Genomic DNA, 18,411 nt, shown 5'->3' with positions numbered 1-18,411 from the left:
AATAGCCTTGCGATCAACTAAGCGTGGCCCTGCCCCTTTCCGCTCAACCCTGTTCGGGCACAAGGATTTCCCGCTTGCCGACATGGTTCGCGGCCGACACGATGCCTTCGTCCTCCATCTGCTCCACCAGCCGCGCGGCCTTGTTGTAGCCGATCGAAAGCTTGCGCTGGATATAGGAGGTCGAGCATTTGCGGTCCTTGATGACGATCTGCACCGCCGTGTCGTAAAGCGCGTCCTCGCTGTCGGTGTTTCCACCAAGCCCGAGCACAAGGTCGATGTCGCTTTCGCGATCGTCAGCCGGCCCTTCAAGCACGGTGTTCACATATTCCGGCGGGCCGAAGGCCTTGAGGTGGTTCACCACTTCCTCGACTTCCTCGTCGGAAACGAAGGGCCCGTGGCAGCGGATGATGCGCCCGCCCCCGGACATGTAGAGCATGTCGCCCTGCCCCAGAAGCTGTTCGGCCCCCATCTCGCCCAGGATCGTGCGGCTGTCGATCTTGGACGTGACCTGGAAACTGATCCGGGTCGGGAAGTTCGCCTTGATCGTGCCGGTGATGACATCGACCGAGGGACGCTGGGTCGCCATGATCATGTGGATGCCGGATGCCCGCGCCATCTGCGCAAGGCGCTGGATGCAGGCTTCGATTTCCTTGCCGGCGACCATCATCAGGTCGGCCATCTCGTCCACGATGACGACGATGAAGGGCATGGTCTCGGGCGCGAATTCCTCGGTTTCGAACACCGGATCGCCGGTTTCGTCGTCGAACCCGGTCTGCACCGTGCGGCTGAAGGTTTCGCCCTTGGCAAGCGCCTCGCGCACGCGGCTGTTGTAGCCCTCGATATTGCGCACGCCCATCTTGGACATCTTGCGATAGCGGTCCTCCATCTCGCCCACGACCCATTTCAGGGCGACCACGGCTTTCTTCGGGTCGGTCACCACCGGCGAAAGAAGGTGCGGGATGCCGTCATAGACGGAAAGCTCCAGCATCTTCGGGTCGATCATGATGAGGCGGCACTCCTCGGGCGTGAGCTTGTAAAGCAGGCTGAGGATCATGGTGTTGATCGCCACCGATTTCCCCGAACCGGTGGTGCCCGCAATCAGCAGGTGCGGCATCTTGGCAAGGTTCGTCACCACCAGATCGCCGGCGATGTCCTTGCCCAGCGCCAGCGGAAGGCCGAGCGGGCTGTCGGTGAATTCGCGCCCCGAAAGGATCTCGCGCAGGACCACCATCTCGCGGTTGTCGTTGGGCAGTTCGATCCCGATGACCGAACGTCCCGGCACCGTCGAGACCCGCGCCGAAAGCGCCGACATGGAGCGCGCAATGTCGTCGGCCAGCCCGATCACGCGGCTCGCCTTCAGGCCCGGCGCGGGTTCAAGCTCGTACATGGTGACCACCGGCCCCGGGCGCACGCTCACGATCTCGCCCTTGACGCCGTAATCGTCGAGCACGGTTTCAAGCTGCCGCGCATTGGCGGAAAGCGCCTCGTCGCTCAGGCGATGGCGGGTGATGGTCCCGGGGCTGGTCAGCAGGTCGAGCGGCGGGAGGTCGAATGCCTCGGTCTCGGCGGCAGCAACGGGCATCCGGCGCGGGGCCGGTGCGGGGGCTGCCGCGCGGGGTGCCGCGGCGGGGGCCGCCGGCGGCGCCGCGGGCATCTGCGCCGGGGGTGCGTCGTGATGCGACAGGGGCGCGTCCTCGACATGAGGTTCGTCATATTCGTCGCGCGCGATGTCCTCGGCCGGGGCCGTGGTCGGAGCAAACGCCGCCGTCTCCGGCTGCTCGTCCGGCATCGGCTGGCCGACCAGCGGCGGTTCCGGGCGGATCAGCGGCCGCGTATCGAGAATGAGGGGATCCGGCCCGCGCCCGCGTCCCTTGGTCAGCGGCCGCGTCGGGTCCGGCTCGGGCGGGAGGTCGGCCTGGCGGCGGGCATGGATCACATCGCTGATCCGGGCGGCGATACGGGCGCTGATCGAGGGCGGCGTTTCCTCCGCGGTCTCAACCGCCTCCATGTCCTGCGCATAGGGGTCGGAGGTGTCGTCGATCCCGGTGATGGCAGCGTCCTCCTGCGGCTCGCTGCGGCGGATCAGGGCCGGAACGCGGGCCAAAAGGCCGCCGCGCTCGGTTGCGTGATGCGGCTCGGGCTCGGGCCAGTCCGGCTCGGTAAGCGCGTCATCCGCAACGTCGGGTTCAAAATGGATTTCGTCGTCAAGCTGCGCCTCGGCCTGCGCCGCGCGGCTTTGCTCGCGCCGCTGCGCCATCCGTTCGCGGCGTTCGCGCAGATTGCCCATGCCGCTTGCCGCGCCGCGCTCAAGCAGCGTCATCAGCGCCCCGTAACACATGATGATGCCGAACAGCGCGATCCGGCCTGCCCGCAGCAGCGCATTCCGGTCAAAGCCAAGCACGAAGGCGCCGACCCCGAAGGTCGCAAGCGCGCTCGCAAGCGAAAGAAGCTTGATCGCCACATGCGCGTTGAGCGGCAGGAAGGTAAGCAGCGCGCCGGTAACCGTATCCCCGAACAGCCCGCCCAGCCCGTAACTGTGGCTGGCCTGCCACGCGGATCCCGGGACCAAGGAGGCGCAATAGATCGAGGCAAGCGCGATGACGATCGGGGCAAAGACCACGCGGCCGAACGCGCCCTCGGCCCCGCGATGGAGCGCAAGCCGCCCGCCCCATATGACCAGAACCAGCGCGATCATCCAGGCACCGCGCCCGACCACCATGATCAGCGGCGCCGCGATCGAGGCCCCGGTGCGGCCCAGCCAGTTCTGCACCGGCGCATCGGTCGAGACCAGCCAGTTCGGATCTTCGGGCGTATAGGAGCCGATCATCGCGGCCACGGCAAGCCCGAGGCCAAGCAGCAGAAGGCCGAGCAGTTCCCGGCCCCGTTTCTCGATCGCCTCCTGCATGCCGGCATCAAGGAATGGGTCGCGGCTGCGTGAATGATATGCCATGAAAAACCGTCCTCAGTCCTGCGGGCAGGGGCGGCCTTGCCTGGCCGCGCGCTGCATCCCGTTTCTTGGGGCCACAAGGGCGGCCCGGATATGATTCCTTCGCGGGGTCGCATGATCGGATTGCGGCAGATACCTGCGCACCGGCCCTCGGGCAGGCTGCGCGACCGGTGCATCCGGGCCGACGCCCGGGCGGAATTCCCTGTCGATCATCGCATATGGCATCGCCACCTGCGGCCGATGGCGGCCGAATCCTGTCCGCCGAGGCGGAAACGCATGAGTCGGCTGATCCGGGAACCGGTCGGAAAACATCATCGAATTGCCTCAAGTCCGGGATCATGAACGCCCCGTTGTCCGCCACGTTACAGAGGCGCCCGCGCCCCGTCCAGTGCAGCCGCCGCAACACGCTGCAATTGTGGCTTTCGGGTCAAGGAGAGTCTGTAAAGCCACAGCTTTGCCTGCAAACACGCCGGGCGCGACAGGTGCAACAAACACGCTTGAGTTGTGCGCGCCTTGAGAATCCCCGCAGGACAGAGGCCCGCAACCGGTTCCCATGGACAAACTGGCGCGCGCCGTCATAGTGAACCCCATGAACGGGCCGCGAGCACATGTCATCATCACCGGCGGCGGACTGAACGGGCCGGCGCTTGCGCTGGCGCTGGCGCACGCGGGGCTGCGCGTGACGGTGATTGACGCCATGACCCCCGATCTGCTGCGGGCGGAATCCTTCGACGGGCGCGCCTATGCGCTGGCGCTGGCCTCGCAACGCCTGCTGGCGGCAATCGGACTATGGCCGCAGATCCGCGAGCAGGCGCAGCCGATCCTCGACATCAAGGTGAGCGACGGCCACGCCGGGCGCGGCGCCTCGCCGTTCCACATGCATTTCGACCATGCCGAGCTTGAAGAAGGCCCCATGGGCTTCATGGTCGAGGACCGCTACCTGCGCCGCGCCCTGCTCGACGCCATGGACAGCCAGACGCATCGGCTCACCATGCTGAGCGGGCGGCGCGTGATCGCGCAGGAGGTCAGCGCGGGCGGGGTTCTGGTGCGGCTTGACGACGGCACGACGCTGGACGGCGACCTTCTGGTCGGGGCCGACGGGCGCAAAAGCGGCACCGCCCTGCGCGCCGGCATCCGGCGCACCGGTCACGACTACGGGCAGACCGCGCTCGTCAGCGCGATCCGCCATGAAAAGCCCCATGCGGGCACGGCTCACCAGTTCTTCATGCCCGCCGGTCCGCTGGCGATCCTGCCGCTGCAACCGGGCAACCGATCCTCGATCGTCTGGGCCGAAAGCCATGCGCGCGCCCATGAGATCAACGCGCTGGATGATGCCGGATACCTTGAGGCGCTGCGCCCCCGGTTCGGGGATTTCCTCGGCCGGATCGAGCTGGAAGGCAAGCGGTTCACCTATCCGCTGAACCTGACCATGGCCGAATCCATGATCGCCGCGCGGGTGGCCCTGATCGGCGATGCGGCGCATGGGGTGCATCCGATCGCGGGCCAGGGGCTGAACGCCGGGCTGCGCGATGTGGCCGCGTTGGCCGAAACGCTGGTTCTGGCAGCAAGGCGCGGCGAGGACATCGGCGCTGCGCAGGTTCTCGAGCGTTACGCGCAGTGGCGGCGGTTCGATTCGAACGCGCTCGCCCTTGCGACCGACATGTTCAACAAGCTGTTCTCGAATGACAATCCGGTGCTGCGCACGGTGCGTCATCTCGGGCTCGGGCTGGTAAACGCAACCCCTGGCCTGCGGCGCGGCTTCATCCGCGAGGCGGCAGGGCTGACCGGCGATCTGCCGCGCCTGATGCGGGGACAGCCACTTTAGCCGCGCCTATTCCGGTCGCGAACCTCAGTCGAGCCGGCGCGCCTCGTCGACCAGCATGATCGGGATCCCGTCGCGGATCGGAAAGGCCAGCCCGGCCGCGCGCGAGATCAGCTCCTGCCGCGCGGCGTCATATTCCAGCCGGCCGTGAGTTTCCGGGCAGACCAGCACCTCGAGCATGTGGCGGTCGAATTCTCCCGAATGGGGCTGATTGGTCGCAGCTTCGGTCATTGCACCCTCTCGTCTCCGTCGTCGCCGCCGAGCAGCGAATATTCGATCAAGGTCACCAGCGTCTCGCGCCGCGTGGTCAGCGAGGGCGCCTCGAGCAGCGCCTGCTTGTCCTCGGGGGCGAATTCGAGAATCATCGACAACGCGTTGATGAGCAATTCATCCTCGGCCGCCCTGAGCGTCTGCCAGTCGGTCGAAAGCCCGCGCGCATTGAAATACCGCTCGAGCAGATCCAGAAACGCGCGGCGGTCGAACCCGGGATCGGTCTCGCCGCCGGCCCGGTCGACCGAGAAATCCTCCCAGTCCACCGCGCAGCGGCGATAGGGGGTGAACCCCTCGATCTCGTGGCGGATGCGAAAGCGCGACAGTCCCGCCAGCGTGACCAGATAGCGCCCGTCCTCGGTCTCGGAAAACTGGGTAATGCGCCCGGCGCAGCCGATTGCATGCAGGGCCGGTTCGCCCGTGTCCTCGCCGCCCGGGCGCGGATTGGGCTGCACCATGCCGACCAGCCGCTGCGAGGTCTTCAGCACATCATCGACCAACTGGATATAGCGCGGCTCGAACACATGGAGCGGCAGGCGCGACCGCGGCAGGAGCAGCGCCCCCGCCAGCGGAAACACCGGGATCCTGTCCGGCAGGTCGGCTGCCGGGATCCGTTCCCAATGTCGCTTGCCCTGTCCCATGTCAGGTAAAGATCAGGGAACTCAGCCGCCGGCGCCCCTCCAGTACCACGGGGTCATTGGGTTTGAGCGCATCGAAAATCTTGAAAAGCTGGGTCTTGGCCGCCTCGTCGTTCCACTGGCGGTCCCTTGCGAACAGCGTCAGAAGCTGATCGACCGCCTCTCCGGTGCGGCCGTTCGCATGAAGCGCCAGCGCAAGGTCGAACCGCGCCTGATGATCGTTGGGGTCGGCCTCGACCCGGGCCAGATGATCGGCAAGCGGCCCGGCCTGCGCGGCCTGCTGTGCGAGTTCAAGCTGGGCATGTGCCGCTTCGAGTTCGGGCGCCGCGGAAATGTCCGCCGGGGCACCGTTCAGGATCGCCTCGGCCTGCTCGATCTCGTTCATGGCAAGATAGGCCCGCACGAGCCCGGCATAGGCGGCCGCGTGGTTCGGGTCTTCGGCCAGGATGGCGGAAAACGTCTGCGCCGCATCGCTCGCCGCGCCCTCTTCCAGCATCTCCTCGGCCGCCGCGATCGCCTCCGTGAGCGGATCGGCCGGCGCACTGCCGCCGCCCCCCGCGGCGATCACCCGGTCGATGAAGGCCTTGATTTCGGATTGCGGCAGCGCCCCCTGAAACGCGTCGATGGGGCGGCCCTTGTGAAAGGCATAGACGGTCGGGATCGACTGGATCTGCAGTTGCCCGGCCAGCATCTGCGCCTCGTCCACGTTGATCTTGACCATCCGCACCGCGCCTTTTGCGGCGCGCACCGCCTCTTCCAGCATGGGGCCCAGCGTCTTGCAGGGCCCGCACCAAGGGGCCCAGAAATCAACGATCACCGGGGTTTCGTTGCTGGCCTCGATCACGTCGGCCATGAAACCGGCCTCGGTCCCGTCCATCACCGGATCCCCGGCCGCGGCACCGCCCTGTGGCGATAGTTCGAACATGTTCAATCTCCTGCGAGTCTGTTCTCTTATATGCAGCCAGGGGCCCGAAAACCAACCCCGCAGCAGCGGAATCGGGGGCGCAGTTTCAAAGGTCGAAGCTGGCAAAGACCGGGGCGTGGTCGCTTGGCTTTTCCCAACCGCGGGCGGTGCGCAGGATGCGGCTCGAATGGCCGGCGTTGGCGATGTCGGGCGTGGCCCAGACATGATCGAGGCGCCGCCCCTTGTCGGCTGCGTCCCAGTCGCGGGCGCGATAGGACCACCAGCTGTAAAGCTGCCCCTCGGGGATGTCCTGACGGGTGATATCGACCCAGGCCCCGGCATCCTGCGCCTGTGCAAGATGTTCGACCTCGACCGGGGTGTGACTGACGATCCGTTGCATGGTCTTGTGCGACCAGACGTCATCCTCGCGCGGGGCGATGTTCAGATCGCCGACCAGGATCGCCCGCCCGGGGCGGTCGGCATGGAACCAGTCGCGCATCTCGGTCAGATAGGTCAGCTTCTGGGCGAATTTCTCGTTCGCTTCGGGATCGGGCACATCGCCGCCGGCCGGCACGTAGAAGTTGTGGATCACCACCCCGTTTTCGAGTTCGCCGGCCACATGACGCGCATGGCCGAGCGTGGCGAAATCCTGCGCCCCGACCTCGCGGATCGGCAGGCGCGACAGGATCGCGACACCGTTATAGCCCTTTTGTCCGCGCGCGATCATATGCGGATAGCCCAGCGCCGCGAAGGCATCGAGCGGGATCTTGTCGACCGGCGACTTGCATTCCTGCAGGCAAAGGATGTCGGGCGCCTCTTCCTGCAGCAGGCGGCCGACCAGCCCGGCACGCAGCCGCACCGAATTGATGTTCCAGGTGGCGAGGGTAAAGGCCATGTCCGCATGCTCCTGTCTGTTTGCGTGTCGGTTTCCCCGTTTCGCGCAACCTAACCCGCCCGGCGCGCGGACACCACAAAGCGGGCGCGTGTCGCGATGCAGGACCGGGCGGGACAGAAACGGCGCGACGGAAAAAACCGGGCACAAGGCCCGGCCAGTTCCAACAGGAAGGTGCGCGCGACACGCGCAGGACCAAACTAGTCCGTGCCGGTCGCCCGCTCCTTGACCTCGGTCAAGCCGTCACTCGCGCCTCAGGCCGCAAGCCGGTATCCGCCGCTTTCGGTCACGAGAATCTGCGCGTTCGAGGGATCGGGCTCGATCTTCTGGCGCAGGCGGTAGATGTGGGTTTCAAGCGTATGGGTGGTCACGCCGGCGTTGTAGCCCCAGACCTCGTGCAGCAGCACCTCGCGCGCGACCGTGGTTTTCCCCGAGCGATAGAGGAACTTGAGGATGTTGGTTTCCTTCTCGGTCAGGCGGATCTTGCGGTCGCCCTCGCCGATCAGCATCTTGCGCGACGGCTGGAAGCTGTAGGGGCCGATCTGGAACACCGCGTCTTCGGATTGTTCGTGCTGGCGCAGTTGCGCGCGCATCCGGGCCAGCAGCACCGCCAGCTTGAACGGCTTGGTGATATAATCGTTCGCTCCGGCATCAAGCCCGAGAATCGTATCGGCGTCGCTGTCCTGTCCGGTCAGCATCAGGATCGGCACCTTGACCCCCTGCTTGCGCATCACCCGGCACAGCTCGCGCCCGTCGGTGTCCGGCAGCCCGACGTCGAGGATCACCAGGTCGAACTGCGCCTCTGTCACGCGATCGAGCGCGGCACGCCCGTCGGCGGCCTCGGTCACGTCGAATTCCTCGGTCATCGCGAGCTGCTCGCCCAGAGCGTCGCGGAGATCGTCATCATCGTCGACCAGCAGAATTTTCTTTAGCTGTGCCATGGTGATACCTCCATCGTTCCTGTATCTGAGATGCGCCGAACCCCGGGTTGCGGCAAGGGTTGCCGCATGGTGTTCACGGCCTCGTGTCCGGAAGACGGGAAATGTTTCACATTCCTTCCGATAGCGCGTAGGAAAGACGCGAACCCCGGCCCGCGCCCGGGTCAAATCCGCTGGAAAGAGCCGGCCCATGAGCCTTGAGCCCGACATCGCCGAACTGCTTGCACGCGCCCGCGCCGACCTGCGCATGGGGGTGCCGGTGGTGCTGTCCGGCGAGGGCGCGGAGGGCGGTGCGCTGATGCTCGCGGCCGAGACGCTGCGCTCCGGCCGGCTTGCCGATCTGCGCGCGCTGGACGGCACGCCCGCGCTGGCCATCACGGCCCGGCGGGCCGAAACGCTCAAGGCGCGGCCCTATGACGGCGATCTGGCCCGCATCCTGCTGCCCGCTGATGCCGACAGCGACTGGGTGCGCGCCGTGGCCGATCCGGCCGACGATCTGCGCGCGCCGATGAAGGGGCCGCTCGTCAGCGCCCGCGAGGGGTCGGCCGGGCTGCACCGGCTGGCGATCACGCTGGCGAAATCGGCCCGCCTGCTGCCCGCCGCGCTGGTGCAGGGGCTGGCCGATCCGCGGGGATTCGCCGCGGAAAACCGGCTCACGCTGATCGAGGCCGCCAGCGCCTGGCCGCACCTGTCGGAACGGCGCGCCATGGAAGAGGTGGTGAGCGCGCACCTGCCGACCGAGGCGGCGCTGAACACGCGGCTGCATATCTTTCGTCCCGACGACGGCGGCGAGGAACATTACGCGGTCGAGATCGGCCGCCCGGACCGCAACGCCCCGGTGCTGGCGCGGCTGCATTCGGCCTGTTTCACCGGCGATCTGCTCGGCAGCCTGAAATGCGACTGCGGCCCGCAGTTGCGCGCGGCCATGGCGCAGATGGGGACCGAGGGTGCAGGGGTGCTGCTTTACCTCAATCAGGAAGGGCGCGGTATCGGGCTTGCCAACAAGATGCGCGCCTACAGCCTGCAGGACCAGGGTTTCGACACGGTCGAGGCCAATCACCGCCTCGGGTTCGAGGACGACGAGCGCGATTTCCGCATCGGCGCGGATATTCTCAAGGCGCTCGGCTTTCGCTCGGTGCGGCTGCTGACCAACAACCCGGCCAAGATCGCGATGATGGAACAGACCGGCATCACCGTGACGGAACGCGTGCCGCTGCATGTGGGCGAAGGCGAATTCAACCGCGCCTATCTTGCCACCAAGATCGCGAAATCCGGCCATCTGCCGTGAGCGGCACCATGGTGCTGACCGGCTTCGGATCGGGGCGCGGATCGGGGCACGGGCTGCGGTTTCGCGGCCACCTCTATCCCTGCACCATCGGGCGCGGCGGCGTGTCGGCGCAGAAGCGCGAGGGCGATGGCGCAACGCCCGCGGGGCGCCACCGCATCACCGGGCTGCTGTACCGCGCCGACCGTATCCCCCGCCCCGCCCCCTGGGCGCGCCCGATCGCGGAAGGCGACCTCTGGTCGGATGACCCGAATGATCCGGCCTATAACCGCAGGGTCAGCGCGCCGCACGGGTTCAGCCACGAATGCCTGCACCGCACGGATCCGCTTTATGACGTGATCCTGCTCACCGACTGGAATCTTGCCGCGGTTCCGGGGCGCGGCTCGGCGATCTTCCTGCATGAATGGCGCGGCCCCGGCCGGCCGACCGAGGGCTGCATCGCGTTTTCGCGCCGTGACGCGCGGGCAATCGCGCGCCTTGCCCCGCCCGGAACGCGGCTGATCGTGCCTCACGGTCTTTGCGGCTAGGTCAAGCGTCGGCGCGGTCGCCGAATATCGCCGAACCGACCCGCACATGGGTCGCGCCGAGCGCAATCGCGCGCTCGAAATCGCCGCTCATGCCCATGGACAGGCCGGAAAGCCCGTTGCGCGCGGCTATCTTTGCCAGCAACGCGAAATGAAGGCTCGGCTCCTCGTCCACGGGCGGGATGCACATGAGCCCGCGCAGCGGCAGGTCGAGCCGCACACATTCGGCGATGAAACCGTCCGCATCGGCGGGCAGGATGCCGGCCTTCTGCGGTTCCTCGCCGGTGTTCACCTGCACGAAAAGGTCGGGACAGCGGCCCAGTTCCTGCGCCAGCCGAGCCAGCGTATTGGCAAGACGCGGGCGGTCCACCGAATGGATCGTATCGGCAAGCTCCATCGCCTCCCGCGCCTTGTTGGTCTGAAGCGGGCCGATCAGATGCAGGGTGATGCCGTCGAAACGGTCGCGGAAACCGGGCCATTTGCCGGCGGCCTCCTGCACGCGGTTCTCGCCGAAATGACGATGACCGGCGGCCAGCGCGGCCTCGACCCGTTCATCGGGCTGCATCTTGGAAACGGCGATCAGCGTGACCGATCCCGCGGCCCGCCCGGCGCCCTGTTCGGCTTTCGCGATCCGCGTGGTGATGTCCTCAAGCGACATGAGCGCCCCTTCGTCTTTCCATCTGCACCCGTTTGTCCGGGCAAGGAAGCACGGGGCGGCGCAAAAGAAAAGGGCGGGCCATGACAGGCCCGCCCGATCCGGTCTGTGCCGGTGTTTCAGCCTCAGAAGCTGAAGTAGACGCCGGCCTGAACCTGGGTCTGCTTGTTCGGCAGACGCTGTGCGCCGGCCTCGAAGGAGGCGCCGCCGCCCAGATCGTAGGAGTAGTTCACGCCGTAGGCGGTGCCGGCGGTGCCGTCCGCGTTCACGGCACGGTCGTTGTTGTAACGGCCGTTTGCGACGTCGCTCGAGCTGACTTTGTCCTCGTGGTTCACCCAGAGCACCAAGCTGCTGGCGGCGCCGAAGTCCATACCACCATAAAGGCCGTATTTCTTGATGCCGTCGTTGTCGGCGATCGCGGCCTTGGCCCAGTATTGGCCAAAGTCACCCTGGATGGCGAAGAACAGCTTGTCTTCCCATTCCTGGTTCGAATCCTGCGCCGCGAGGGTGACGATCCAGTTGCTCCAGTTGTAGGAGACGAAGGCTGCCGTGCGGCGGGTGCCTTCTTCGACCAGCACTGCCGGATCGCCGATGACTTCATCGTTCTGCTCGGAATAGGACAGGTGACCGGAGAAGCCGCCCGCCGAATACATCACTTCGACGCCATTCGCGCCGCTGCCGGTCGAGGAGTAGTAATCCCAGTTGTAGTATTCACCACCACCGGCACCATTTTCTGCGTTCACGTTGATCACGGCATGAGCATCGTTCATGCCGGTGATGCCAACGCCCGACGAGCGGGTGTCGAGGTAAACCAGCGGCGCCCATTCGATCGCGCCGTAGATGTTGCCGACGCCCAGTTCGAACCCGCCGTAAGAGGCGTAAAAGCGCGCACCGTTCCAGCCGCCGGTGCCGGCTTCGCCGTTGTCGCTGTCGGCCTGAACGCGGAACTGCGCACCCAGCGTCACGCCCGCGTCGGTTTCGGTGGACATGTCGAAGTTCAGGCGCAGGCGGCTGGTCAGGTTGGTCTTGCTGGCGCCGGTCGCCGCATAGCCCCACTTGTTGACGCCAGTGTTCGCGTTCGCGTTGTTGTAGTCCAGACCAAAGCGGCCATAGCCGCTGATCGTGACGTCTGCCGCGGCCACCCCCGCGGTGGCAATCAGCGCCGTGGTGGCGAAGAGAACCTTTTTCATGACTGTATCCCTCGGTTTCCAGTGCTTCCCCCCCAAACCGGGGAATTCCGGATTGGGTATGTGAAAGGGTTTCGCCTGCCGGGGTGGAACTTGGCAAGCTTCTGCCGATCTCCATTCCCAAAGTCGTGAGCGTTGGTGCAGCATTGCCACAGTCCGCGCATCCGCCACCGCCGCTCGCCCGCTGATTGCGCGAAACCGCGTGGCGCTGCGGCCCCGTTCCCGCACAGCACCGCCGCCGCCTGTATGCGCTGAACATAGGAAACCCCCGGCGAATCGGGATCGGACGGGGTGAATCGCGCGAATTGGCCGCAACCGGCCTTGCGCGCCGCGCACATGATAATACCTCAGCGCCCCCACGCCGCCCATGTGCCGGAACGGGGACGATGCGGGTGCGGATGGGGCCGCACCAGGGCCCGAATCCAGATAACTGCTTGCCCGGAGGGGCCGGCTTGGTTAGGACATTCGTCAAACAGGTTCGGGATTGCGACATGATGTTTCGACAAATGCTGAAGCCGGCATCCGCATTTCTGCTCTGCCTCGGGTTCGCGGCCTGCGGCGGCGGGGATACGCCATCCAGCGCACGACCGCACAGCAACCCCGACACCTCGGCCGCGGTGCAGGCGAAATCCTCGATCTGGGACGTGTTCGGCCCCAACACGACCGAACAGACGGTCAAGGTGAACCGCTATCTCTGGGCCGCATCGCTCGACGTGCTGGATTTCCTGCCGGTGCAGTCGGTCGATCCCTTCACCGGTGTGATCGTGACCGGCTATGGCACCCCGCCGGGTGGCGGGCCGGCCTATCGCGCCACGGTGCATATCAAGGATCCGGCGCTCGAGGCGCGGTCGCTGAACGTGGCGCTGCAGACCCAAAGCGGCCCGGCGAGCGCCGCCACCGCGCGCGCGGTCGAAGATGCGATCCTTGCCCGCGCAAGGCAGCTGCGGGTCGGTGACGGCAAGCTCTGAAGCCGCCGGGCAGCAGCCAGGTTTCCGCGCCGGGCCCCGCCCGGCGTTTCCACTTGAGCGTTTCACCTGAGGAGGCGCCGGCATGTCGCAATACGCGGCCGACCTGATCGAAGCGAAATGGCAACAGGCATGGGACGAGGCCGGCATCTTCCGCGCCACGCGCCGTGCGGGGCGGCCCAAGTATTACGTGCTGGAGATGTTTCCCTATCCTTCAGGGCGCATCCACATGGGCCATGTGCGCAACTATACCATGGGCGACGTGATCGCGCGCTACAAGATCGCGACCGGCCATGACGTGCTGCACCCGATGGGCTGGGACGCTTTCGGAATGCCGGCCGAAAACGCCGCCATGGCCAGCGGCGGGCATCCGAAGGACTGGACCTATTCCAACATCAGCGACATGCGCGCGCAGATGAAGCCGCTTGGCCTGTCGATCGACTGGAGCCGCGAATTCGCGACCTGCGACCCGGAATACTACGGCCAGCAGCAGGCGCTGTTCCTCGACATGCTCGAGGCCGGGCTCATCTATCGCAAGAACGCGGTGGTGAACTGGGATCCGGTGGACATGACCGTGCTGGCCAACGAACAGGTGATCGACGGCAAGGGCTGGCGCTCGGGCGCCGAGGTCGAGCGGCGCGAGCTGACGCAGTGGTTCTTCCGCATTTCGGACATGGCGGAGGAACTGCTTTCCGCGCTTGACGGGCTCGACGACTGGCCGGCCAAGGTCAAGCTGATGCAGGCGAACTGGATCGGCAAATCCCGCGGGCTCGAGATGGATTTCGCGCTGACCGCACCGGCGGCCGGCACGGATGCGATCACCGTTTTCACGACCCGTCCCGACACGCTCGCGGGGGCAAGCTTCGTCGCGCTGTCGCCCGATCATCCGCTTGCCCGCGCGCTCGAGGCGGAAAACCCCGATGTGCGGGCGTTCAACACCGCCTGCCGCAAGCACGGAACATCAGAGGCAGAGATGGAGACCGGCGAAAAGCTGGGGCTCGACACCGGGCTGAAGGCGCACCATCCGCTTTACGCGGACCGGACCCTGCCGGTCTGGATCGCGAATTTCGTGCTGATGGATTACGGCACCGGTGCAATCTTCGGTGTGCCGGCCCATGACCAGCGCGACCTTGATTTCGCACGCAAATACGCGCTGCCGGTGATCGACGCCTTCGTGCCGCTCGAGGGCGACGCGCGGGTGCAGGACACGGCCTTCGTGCCCGCCAAGACGGAAAAGGTGCGCTGGATCGACCAGCCCGCCGGCGTGACCGAGGCCACGGGCGAGGCTGCCATCGACGCCACCATCGACTGGGCCGAGGCCCGCGGGCTCGGGCGCGGGACGATCAATTACCGCCTGCGTGACTGGGGGCTGTCGCGGCAGCGCTACTGGGGCTGTCCGATCCCGGTGGTGCACTGCGCGGCCTGCGGCATCGTGCCCGAGAAAAAGGAAAACCTGCCGGTCCGCCTGCCCGACGACGTGAGCTTTGACCAGCCGGGCAATCCGCTCGACCGGCACCCGACCTGGGCCGACACGACCTGCCCGGCCTGCGGCGGCGCGGCGCGGCGCGAAACCGACACAATGGATACCTTCGTCGATTCGAGCTGGTATTACGCGCGCTTCACCGCCCCGCATGCACAGACACCGACCGACCCCGAGGCCGCCGCCTGCTGGATGAACGTCGATCAGTATATCGGCGGGATCGAGCATGCGATCCTGCATCTGCTCTATTCGCGCTTCTTCGCCCGCGCCATGCACCGCACCGGCCACCTGCCGGACTCCGCGATCGAGCCGTTCAACGCCCTGTTCACCCAGGGCATGGTCACGCACGAGATCTACCAGACCCGCGACGCGCGCGGACGCCCGGTCTATCATCTGCCCGAGGATGTGCAGGACGGAAAGCTTGCCGACGGCACCCGGGTCGAGGTGATTTCCTCGGCCAAGATGTCGAAATCGAAGAAGAACGTGGTCGATCCGGTCACGATCATCTCGGCCTGGGGGGCCGATACGGCGCGCTGGTTCGTGCTTTCCGACAGCCCGCCGGAACGGGACGTGGAATGGACCGCCGCCGGGGCCGAGGCCGCGCATCGCCACCTGGCCCGGGTCTGGAACCTCAGTGAAAAGATCGCCGCCATGCCCGATGGCACCGGCAGCGGCGATGCCGACGCGGCCCTGCGCCGCGCCATGCACCACGCGATTCACGATGTGACGCAGGGAATCGAAAGCTTCGGGTTCAACGCCGCCATCGCGCGGCTTTATGCCTTTGCCGCGGTGCTCGGGAAATCCGGTGCCGGCAGGGTGGCCCAGCGCGAGGCGATGCTCGTGCTGGCGCAGCTCATGGCGCCCGTGACCCCGCATATCGCCGAAGCCATCTGGGAGGCGCAGGGCGGCGAGGGTCTCGTCACCACCGCACCCTGGCCCGTGGCGGACGAGGCCATGCTCGCGGAAGAGGCGATCACCATGCCGATCCAGGTCAACGGCAAGCGCCGGGGCGAGATCAGCGTGCCGCGCGACATGGCGCAGGCCGAAATCGAGGCGCTGGCGCTTGGCGTCGAAACGGTGCAGAAAGCCCTGAACGGAGCAGTCCCGAAAAAGGTGATCGTGGTGCCGGGTCGGATCGTCAATGTCGTGGTTTGAGCGCCGGACCGTCCTGCTGATGCCGCTGGCGCTCGCGCTGGCCGCCTGCGGCTTTACCCCGGTCTACGGCCCCGGCGGCAGCGGTTCCGCGCTGCGGGGGCGGGTCGCGATCGACGCCCCGGCAACCGAGGACGGCTATCGGCTGGTCGAGAACCTCGAGGACCGGCTCGGCCGCGCCATCTCGCCCGAATATGAACTGTCGCTCGAGGTCGAGAGCCGCGAGGAAGGACAGGCGATCAAGCGCAGCGGCGACATCACCCGCTATTCCGTGGTCGGCGATGTCGATTACGCGCTGCGGCGGCTGTCCGATAATGCGCTTGTCGCCTCGGGCAGCGTGACCAATTTCGCCAGCTACTCGGCCACCGGGCTCGAACGCGACGTGCGGGACGACAGCGGCCAGCTTCTCGGGCAGTTGAACGCCACCACGGTGCAGACCCTCGCGGCCGAGCGCGACGCGCATGAACGCCTCATGGTGATGCTGGCCGATCAGATCATGGCGCGGCTGCTGGCGACGGCCGACCTCGGGCAATGAAGGCCGGCAAGCGCGAGGCCGAGGCCTATTTCGCGCGCCCCGACCCCGGGCGCGCCGGCGTGCTGCTTTACGGGCCGGACGGGATGCGGGTCGCGCTGCGCCGCCAGCAGGTGATCGCGGCGCTGATCGGCCCCGATGGCGAAGAGGAAATGCGCCTGACCCGTCTTTCGGCGGCCGAGTTGCGCAGCGAACCGGCGCTGCTGCTCGAAGCGATGCAGGCGATCGGCTTTTTTCCGGGACTGCGCGTGATCCATGTCGAGGGCGCGGGCGAGGGAACCGCCGCCGCGCTCGAAGCCGCGCTCGGGGAATGGCGCGAAGGCGATGCGCTGCTGGTCGTGAGCGCCGGTGCGCTGAAGGCCGGCTCGAAACTGCGCAAGCTGTTCGAGGGGCACCGCAATGCGCTTGCGATCGGCCTTTACGACGATCCGCCCTCGCGCGCCGAACTGGAACGCGCCATTGCCGCCGCCGGGCTGACCAGTCTCGCACCCGACGCCTTCGAAGCACTGGCGGGGCTTGCGGCCATGCTCGGCCCCGGCGATTTCGCGCAGACGCTGGAAAAGATCGCGCTTTACAAGCTTGGCGACGATGCCCCGCTCACCCCAGAGGAAATCGCGCTCTCGGCCCCCCTCGGCAGCGATGTCGCCATGGATGACCTCTTGAACGCGGTTGCCGGTGGCGACAGCGGGCGGATCGGACCGCTGCTTGCGCGCATGGAAGCGCAGGGGACCAATGCGACCACGCTCTGCATCGGTGCGGCGCGGCATTTCCGCCAGCTTTACACGCTGGCAAGCGCCCCGGGCGGCATCGGCACCGCACTGCAACGGATGCGTTCCCCGGTGTTCGGCGCGCGGCGCGAGAATTTCGAGCGTCAGTTGCGGCTCTGGTCCGCCGAGCGTCTGGAGGTGGCGCTTTGCGAACTGACCGATACAGATCTGGCACTGCGGTCCGCCGGGCAGACCGCGCCGGCGATGGCGGTCGTCAGCCGCACCCTGATCCGTCTGGCGACGATGGCGCGCGCACGGCGCTGAGCGCATGGCGCGCCGCCGCATGTCCGGCCCATGCCCCGGTCGCAAGACAGGCCGTCAGAAGATAACCCCCGGTCGGCGCCTCCCAATCGAGCATTTCGCCCGCGCAGAACACGCCGGGGCGCGCATGCAGCATGAGCCCCGAATCAAGACTGTCCCGCGTCACCCCGCCCGCGACCGAGATCGCCTCGTTCAGCGGGCGCAAGCCCGCGCCCCGCAGCGGCAGCGCCTTCAGCAGCGCGGCAAGCGGTCCGGGCTCCTGCGGCAGCGGGCGGCCGAATTCGTTCAGCAGCGCCAGGCGCGTGCGATCAAGGTGCAGCGCCTTGCGCAGATGATTGGACAGGCTTGCCTTGCCCCGCGGCTGCGCGAGCCTTGCCGTCACATCGCACGGGTCTCGGTCGGGTATCAGATCGACCACCGGCACATGGCCGAGCCGCACCCCCTTCGAGATCGCATAGATCCCCCCGCCCTCGAGCCCGCGGGCCGAAATCACCGCCTCGCCCCGGCTGTGCCAATCGCCGGCGCGCCAGGCCACGTTCTTGAGCGGCTGGCCGAACAGCGGGCGCATATGGGGTGACCAGTCGATTGCAAGACCCGCGTTCGCGGGCGCGAAGGGCGCAACCCCGACCCCTGCCGCGCGCAGGATCGCCGCCCAGTCTCCATCCGACCCGAGCCGCGCCCAGCTCGCCCCGCCCAGCGCCAGCACCGTGACCCAGGCCGTCACGGCCCGCCGGCCATCCGGCGTGTCGAAAACCGCCTGTGCGCCGTCCCAGCCGCGCCAGCGCCAGCGCATGCGGCGCCGGACACCCAGTTGGTCGAGCCGGCCAAGCCAGGCCCGCAGCAGCGGCGACGCCTTCATCGCCCGCGGGAACACCCGCCCGGTGCTGCCGGTGAACAGATCCTGCCCAAGCCCCCGCGCCCAGGTCTGCACCATTTGCGCATCAAACGCCGTGATGATCGGGCGCAGCCACTCCGCCGCCTCGTCATAAGCGCCAAGCATGTCCTCCAGCGGCTGGTCCCGGGTGATGTTCAGCCCCGACTTCCCGGCCATGAGCAGCTTGCGCGCCGGCGTCGGCATGGCCTCGGCCAGGATGACGGAAAGTCCTGCCCCGGCCAGGACCTCGGCCGCCATGAGCCCCGCCGGCCCGCCCCCGATCACCAGCGCGGGGGGATGCCCGCCGTCCGGCCCCAT

The 18,411-nt window shown here is 67.2% G+C and carries 16 protein-coding genes; 7 read left to right on the top strand and 9 right to left on the bottom strand.

Going from position 1 to position 18,411, the window contains the following annotated elements:
* Positions 1-43: 43 nt before the first annotated feature.
* Positions 44-2,950, bottom strand: a complete 2,907-nt coding sequence (locus tag B0B01_RS08155) for a DNA translocase FtsK (protein ID WP_076649377.1) — start codon at positions 2,948-2,950, stop codon at positions 44-46.
* Positions 2,951-3,500: 550 nt separating this feature from the next.
* On the opposite strand from B0B01_RS08155, the gene B0B01_RS08150 reads away from it, so the two are divergent.
* A complete protein-coding gene (locus B0B01_RS08150) occupies positions 3,501-4,772 on the top strand; it encodes an FAD-dependent monooxygenase (protein WP_076649375.1) in 1,272 nt (423 codons plus the stop codon).
* Positions 4,773-4,796: 24 nt separating this feature from the next.
* Here the strand turns inward: B0B01_RS08150 and B0B01_RS08145 are convergent, their stop codons facing one another.
* The 5 genes from B0B01_RS08145 to B0B01_RS08125 form a co-directional block, all read right to left on the bottom strand.
* Complete coding sequence (locus tag B0B01_RS08145; protein ID WP_076649373.1) at positions 4,797-5,000, bottom strand: Trm112 family protein; 204 nt, start codon at positions 4,998-5,000, stop codon at positions 4,797-4,799.
* The gene (locus B0B01_RS08140; RefSeq protein ID WP_076649371.1) at positions 4,997-5,680 is read right to left on the bottom strand and encodes an LON peptidase substrate-binding domain-containing protein; all 684 of its coding nucleotides are present in this window, start codon (positions 5,678-5,680) and stop codon (positions 4,997-4,999) included. Before B0B01_RS08140 ends, B0B01_RS08145 begins: the two co-directional genes overlap by 4 nt.
* A 1-nt stretch (position 5,681) precedes the next feature.
* Entirely contained in the window at positions 5,682-6,602 is a 921-nt protein-coding gene (gene trxA, locus B0B01_RS08135) for a thioredoxin (protein ID WP_076649369.1), read from the bottom strand.
* A gap of 85 nt (positions 6,603-6,687) precedes the next feature.
* Entirely contained in the window at positions 6,688-7,476 is a 789-nt protein-coding gene (locus B0B01_RS08130; RefSeq protein WP_076649366.1) for an exodeoxyribonuclease III, read from the bottom strand.
* Positions 7,477-7,727: 251 nt separating this feature from the next.
* On the bottom strand, positions 7,728-8,414 hold the full coding sequence (locus B0B01_RS08125) for a response regulator transcription factor (RefSeq protein ID WP_076649363.1): 687 nt from the start codon (positions 8,412-8,414) through the stop codon (positions 7,728-7,730).
* Positions 8,415-8,601: 187 nt separating this feature from the next.
* Between B0B01_RS08125 and ribA the strand changes: the two genes are divergently transcribed.
* Positions 8,602-9,699, top strand: a complete 1,098-nt coding sequence (gene ribA, locus B0B01_RS08120; RefSeq protein WP_076649361.1) for a GTP cyclohydrolase II — start codon at positions 8,602-8,604, stop codon at positions 9,697-9,699.
* 8 nt (positions 9,700-9,707) lie between these two features.
* The gene (locus tag B0B01_RS08115) at positions 9,708-10,223 is read left to right on the top strand and encodes a L,D-transpeptidase family protein (protein ID WP_076649359.1); all 516 of its coding nucleotides are present in this window, start codon (positions 9,708-9,710) and stop codon (positions 10,221-10,223) included.
* A 1-nt stretch (position 10,224) separates the two neighbouring features.
* On the opposite strand, the gene B0B01_RS08110 is transcribed toward B0B01_RS08115, so the two are convergent.
* Together B0B01_RS08110 and B0B01_RS08105 are read right to left on the bottom strand one after the other, a co-directional pair.
* Positions 10,225-10,878 (bottom strand): YggS family pyridoxal phosphate-dependent enzyme, encoded by a 654-nt coding sequence (locus B0B01_RS08110; RefSeq protein WP_076649357.1) that lies wholly within the window; start codon positions 10,876-10,878, stop codon positions 10,225-10,227.
* Between the two features lie 122 nt (positions 10,879-11,000).
* Complete coding sequence (locus B0B01_RS08105) at positions 11,001-12,065, bottom strand: porin (protein ID WP_076649356.1); 1,065 nt, start codon at positions 12,063-12,065, stop codon at positions 11,001-11,003.
* Between the two features lie 491 nt (positions 12,066-12,556).
* Between B0B01_RS08105 and B0B01_RS08100 the strand changes: the two genes are divergently transcribed.
* The 4 genes from B0B01_RS08100 (at position 12,557) to holA (ending at position 17,222) form a co-directional block, all read left to right on the top strand.
* Entirely contained in the window at positions 12,557-13,030 is a 474-nt protein-coding gene (locus B0B01_RS08100) for a DUF3576 domain-containing protein (protein WP_200805439.1), read from the top strand.
* 82 nt (positions 13,031-13,112) lie between these two features.
* On the top strand, positions 13,113-15,662 hold the full coding sequence (gene leuS / locus B0B01_RS08095; RefSeq protein WP_076649354.1) for a leucine--tRNA ligase: 2,550 nt from the start codon (positions 13,113-13,115) through the stop codon (positions 15,660-15,662).
* Positions 15,649-16,194, top strand: a complete 546-nt coding sequence (lptE, locus tag B0B01_RS08090) for an LPS assembly lipoprotein LptE (protein WP_076649353.1) — start codon at positions 15,649-15,651, stop codon at positions 16,192-16,194. Before leuS ends, lptE begins: the two co-directional genes overlap by 14 nt.
* Entirely contained in the window at positions 16,191-17,222 is a 1,032-nt protein-coding gene (holA, locus tag B0B01_RS08085; protein WP_076649352.1) for a DNA polymerase III subunit delta, read from the top strand. The genes lptE and holA overlap by 4 nt, the downstream gene beginning before the upstream one ends.
* Here holA and B0B01_RS08080 read toward each other — a convergent pair.
* Positions 17,173-18,411 (bottom strand): TIGR03862 family flavoprotein, encoded by a 1,239-nt coding sequence (locus tag B0B01_RS08080; protein WP_076649351.1) that lies wholly within the window; start codon positions 18,409-18,411, stop codon positions 17,173-17,175. The genes holA and B0B01_RS08080 overlap by 50 nt on opposite strands.

The sequence above is a fragment of the Pontibaca methylaminivorans genome (genome assembly GCF_900156525.1).
Lineage (GTDB): Bacteria > Pseudomonadota > Alphaproteobacteria > Rhodobacterales > Rhodobacteraceae > Pontibaca > Pontibaca methylaminivorans.
Note: the sequence above shows the minus strand (reverse complement) of the source record. Positions and strands in the feature narration are given on the sequence as shown.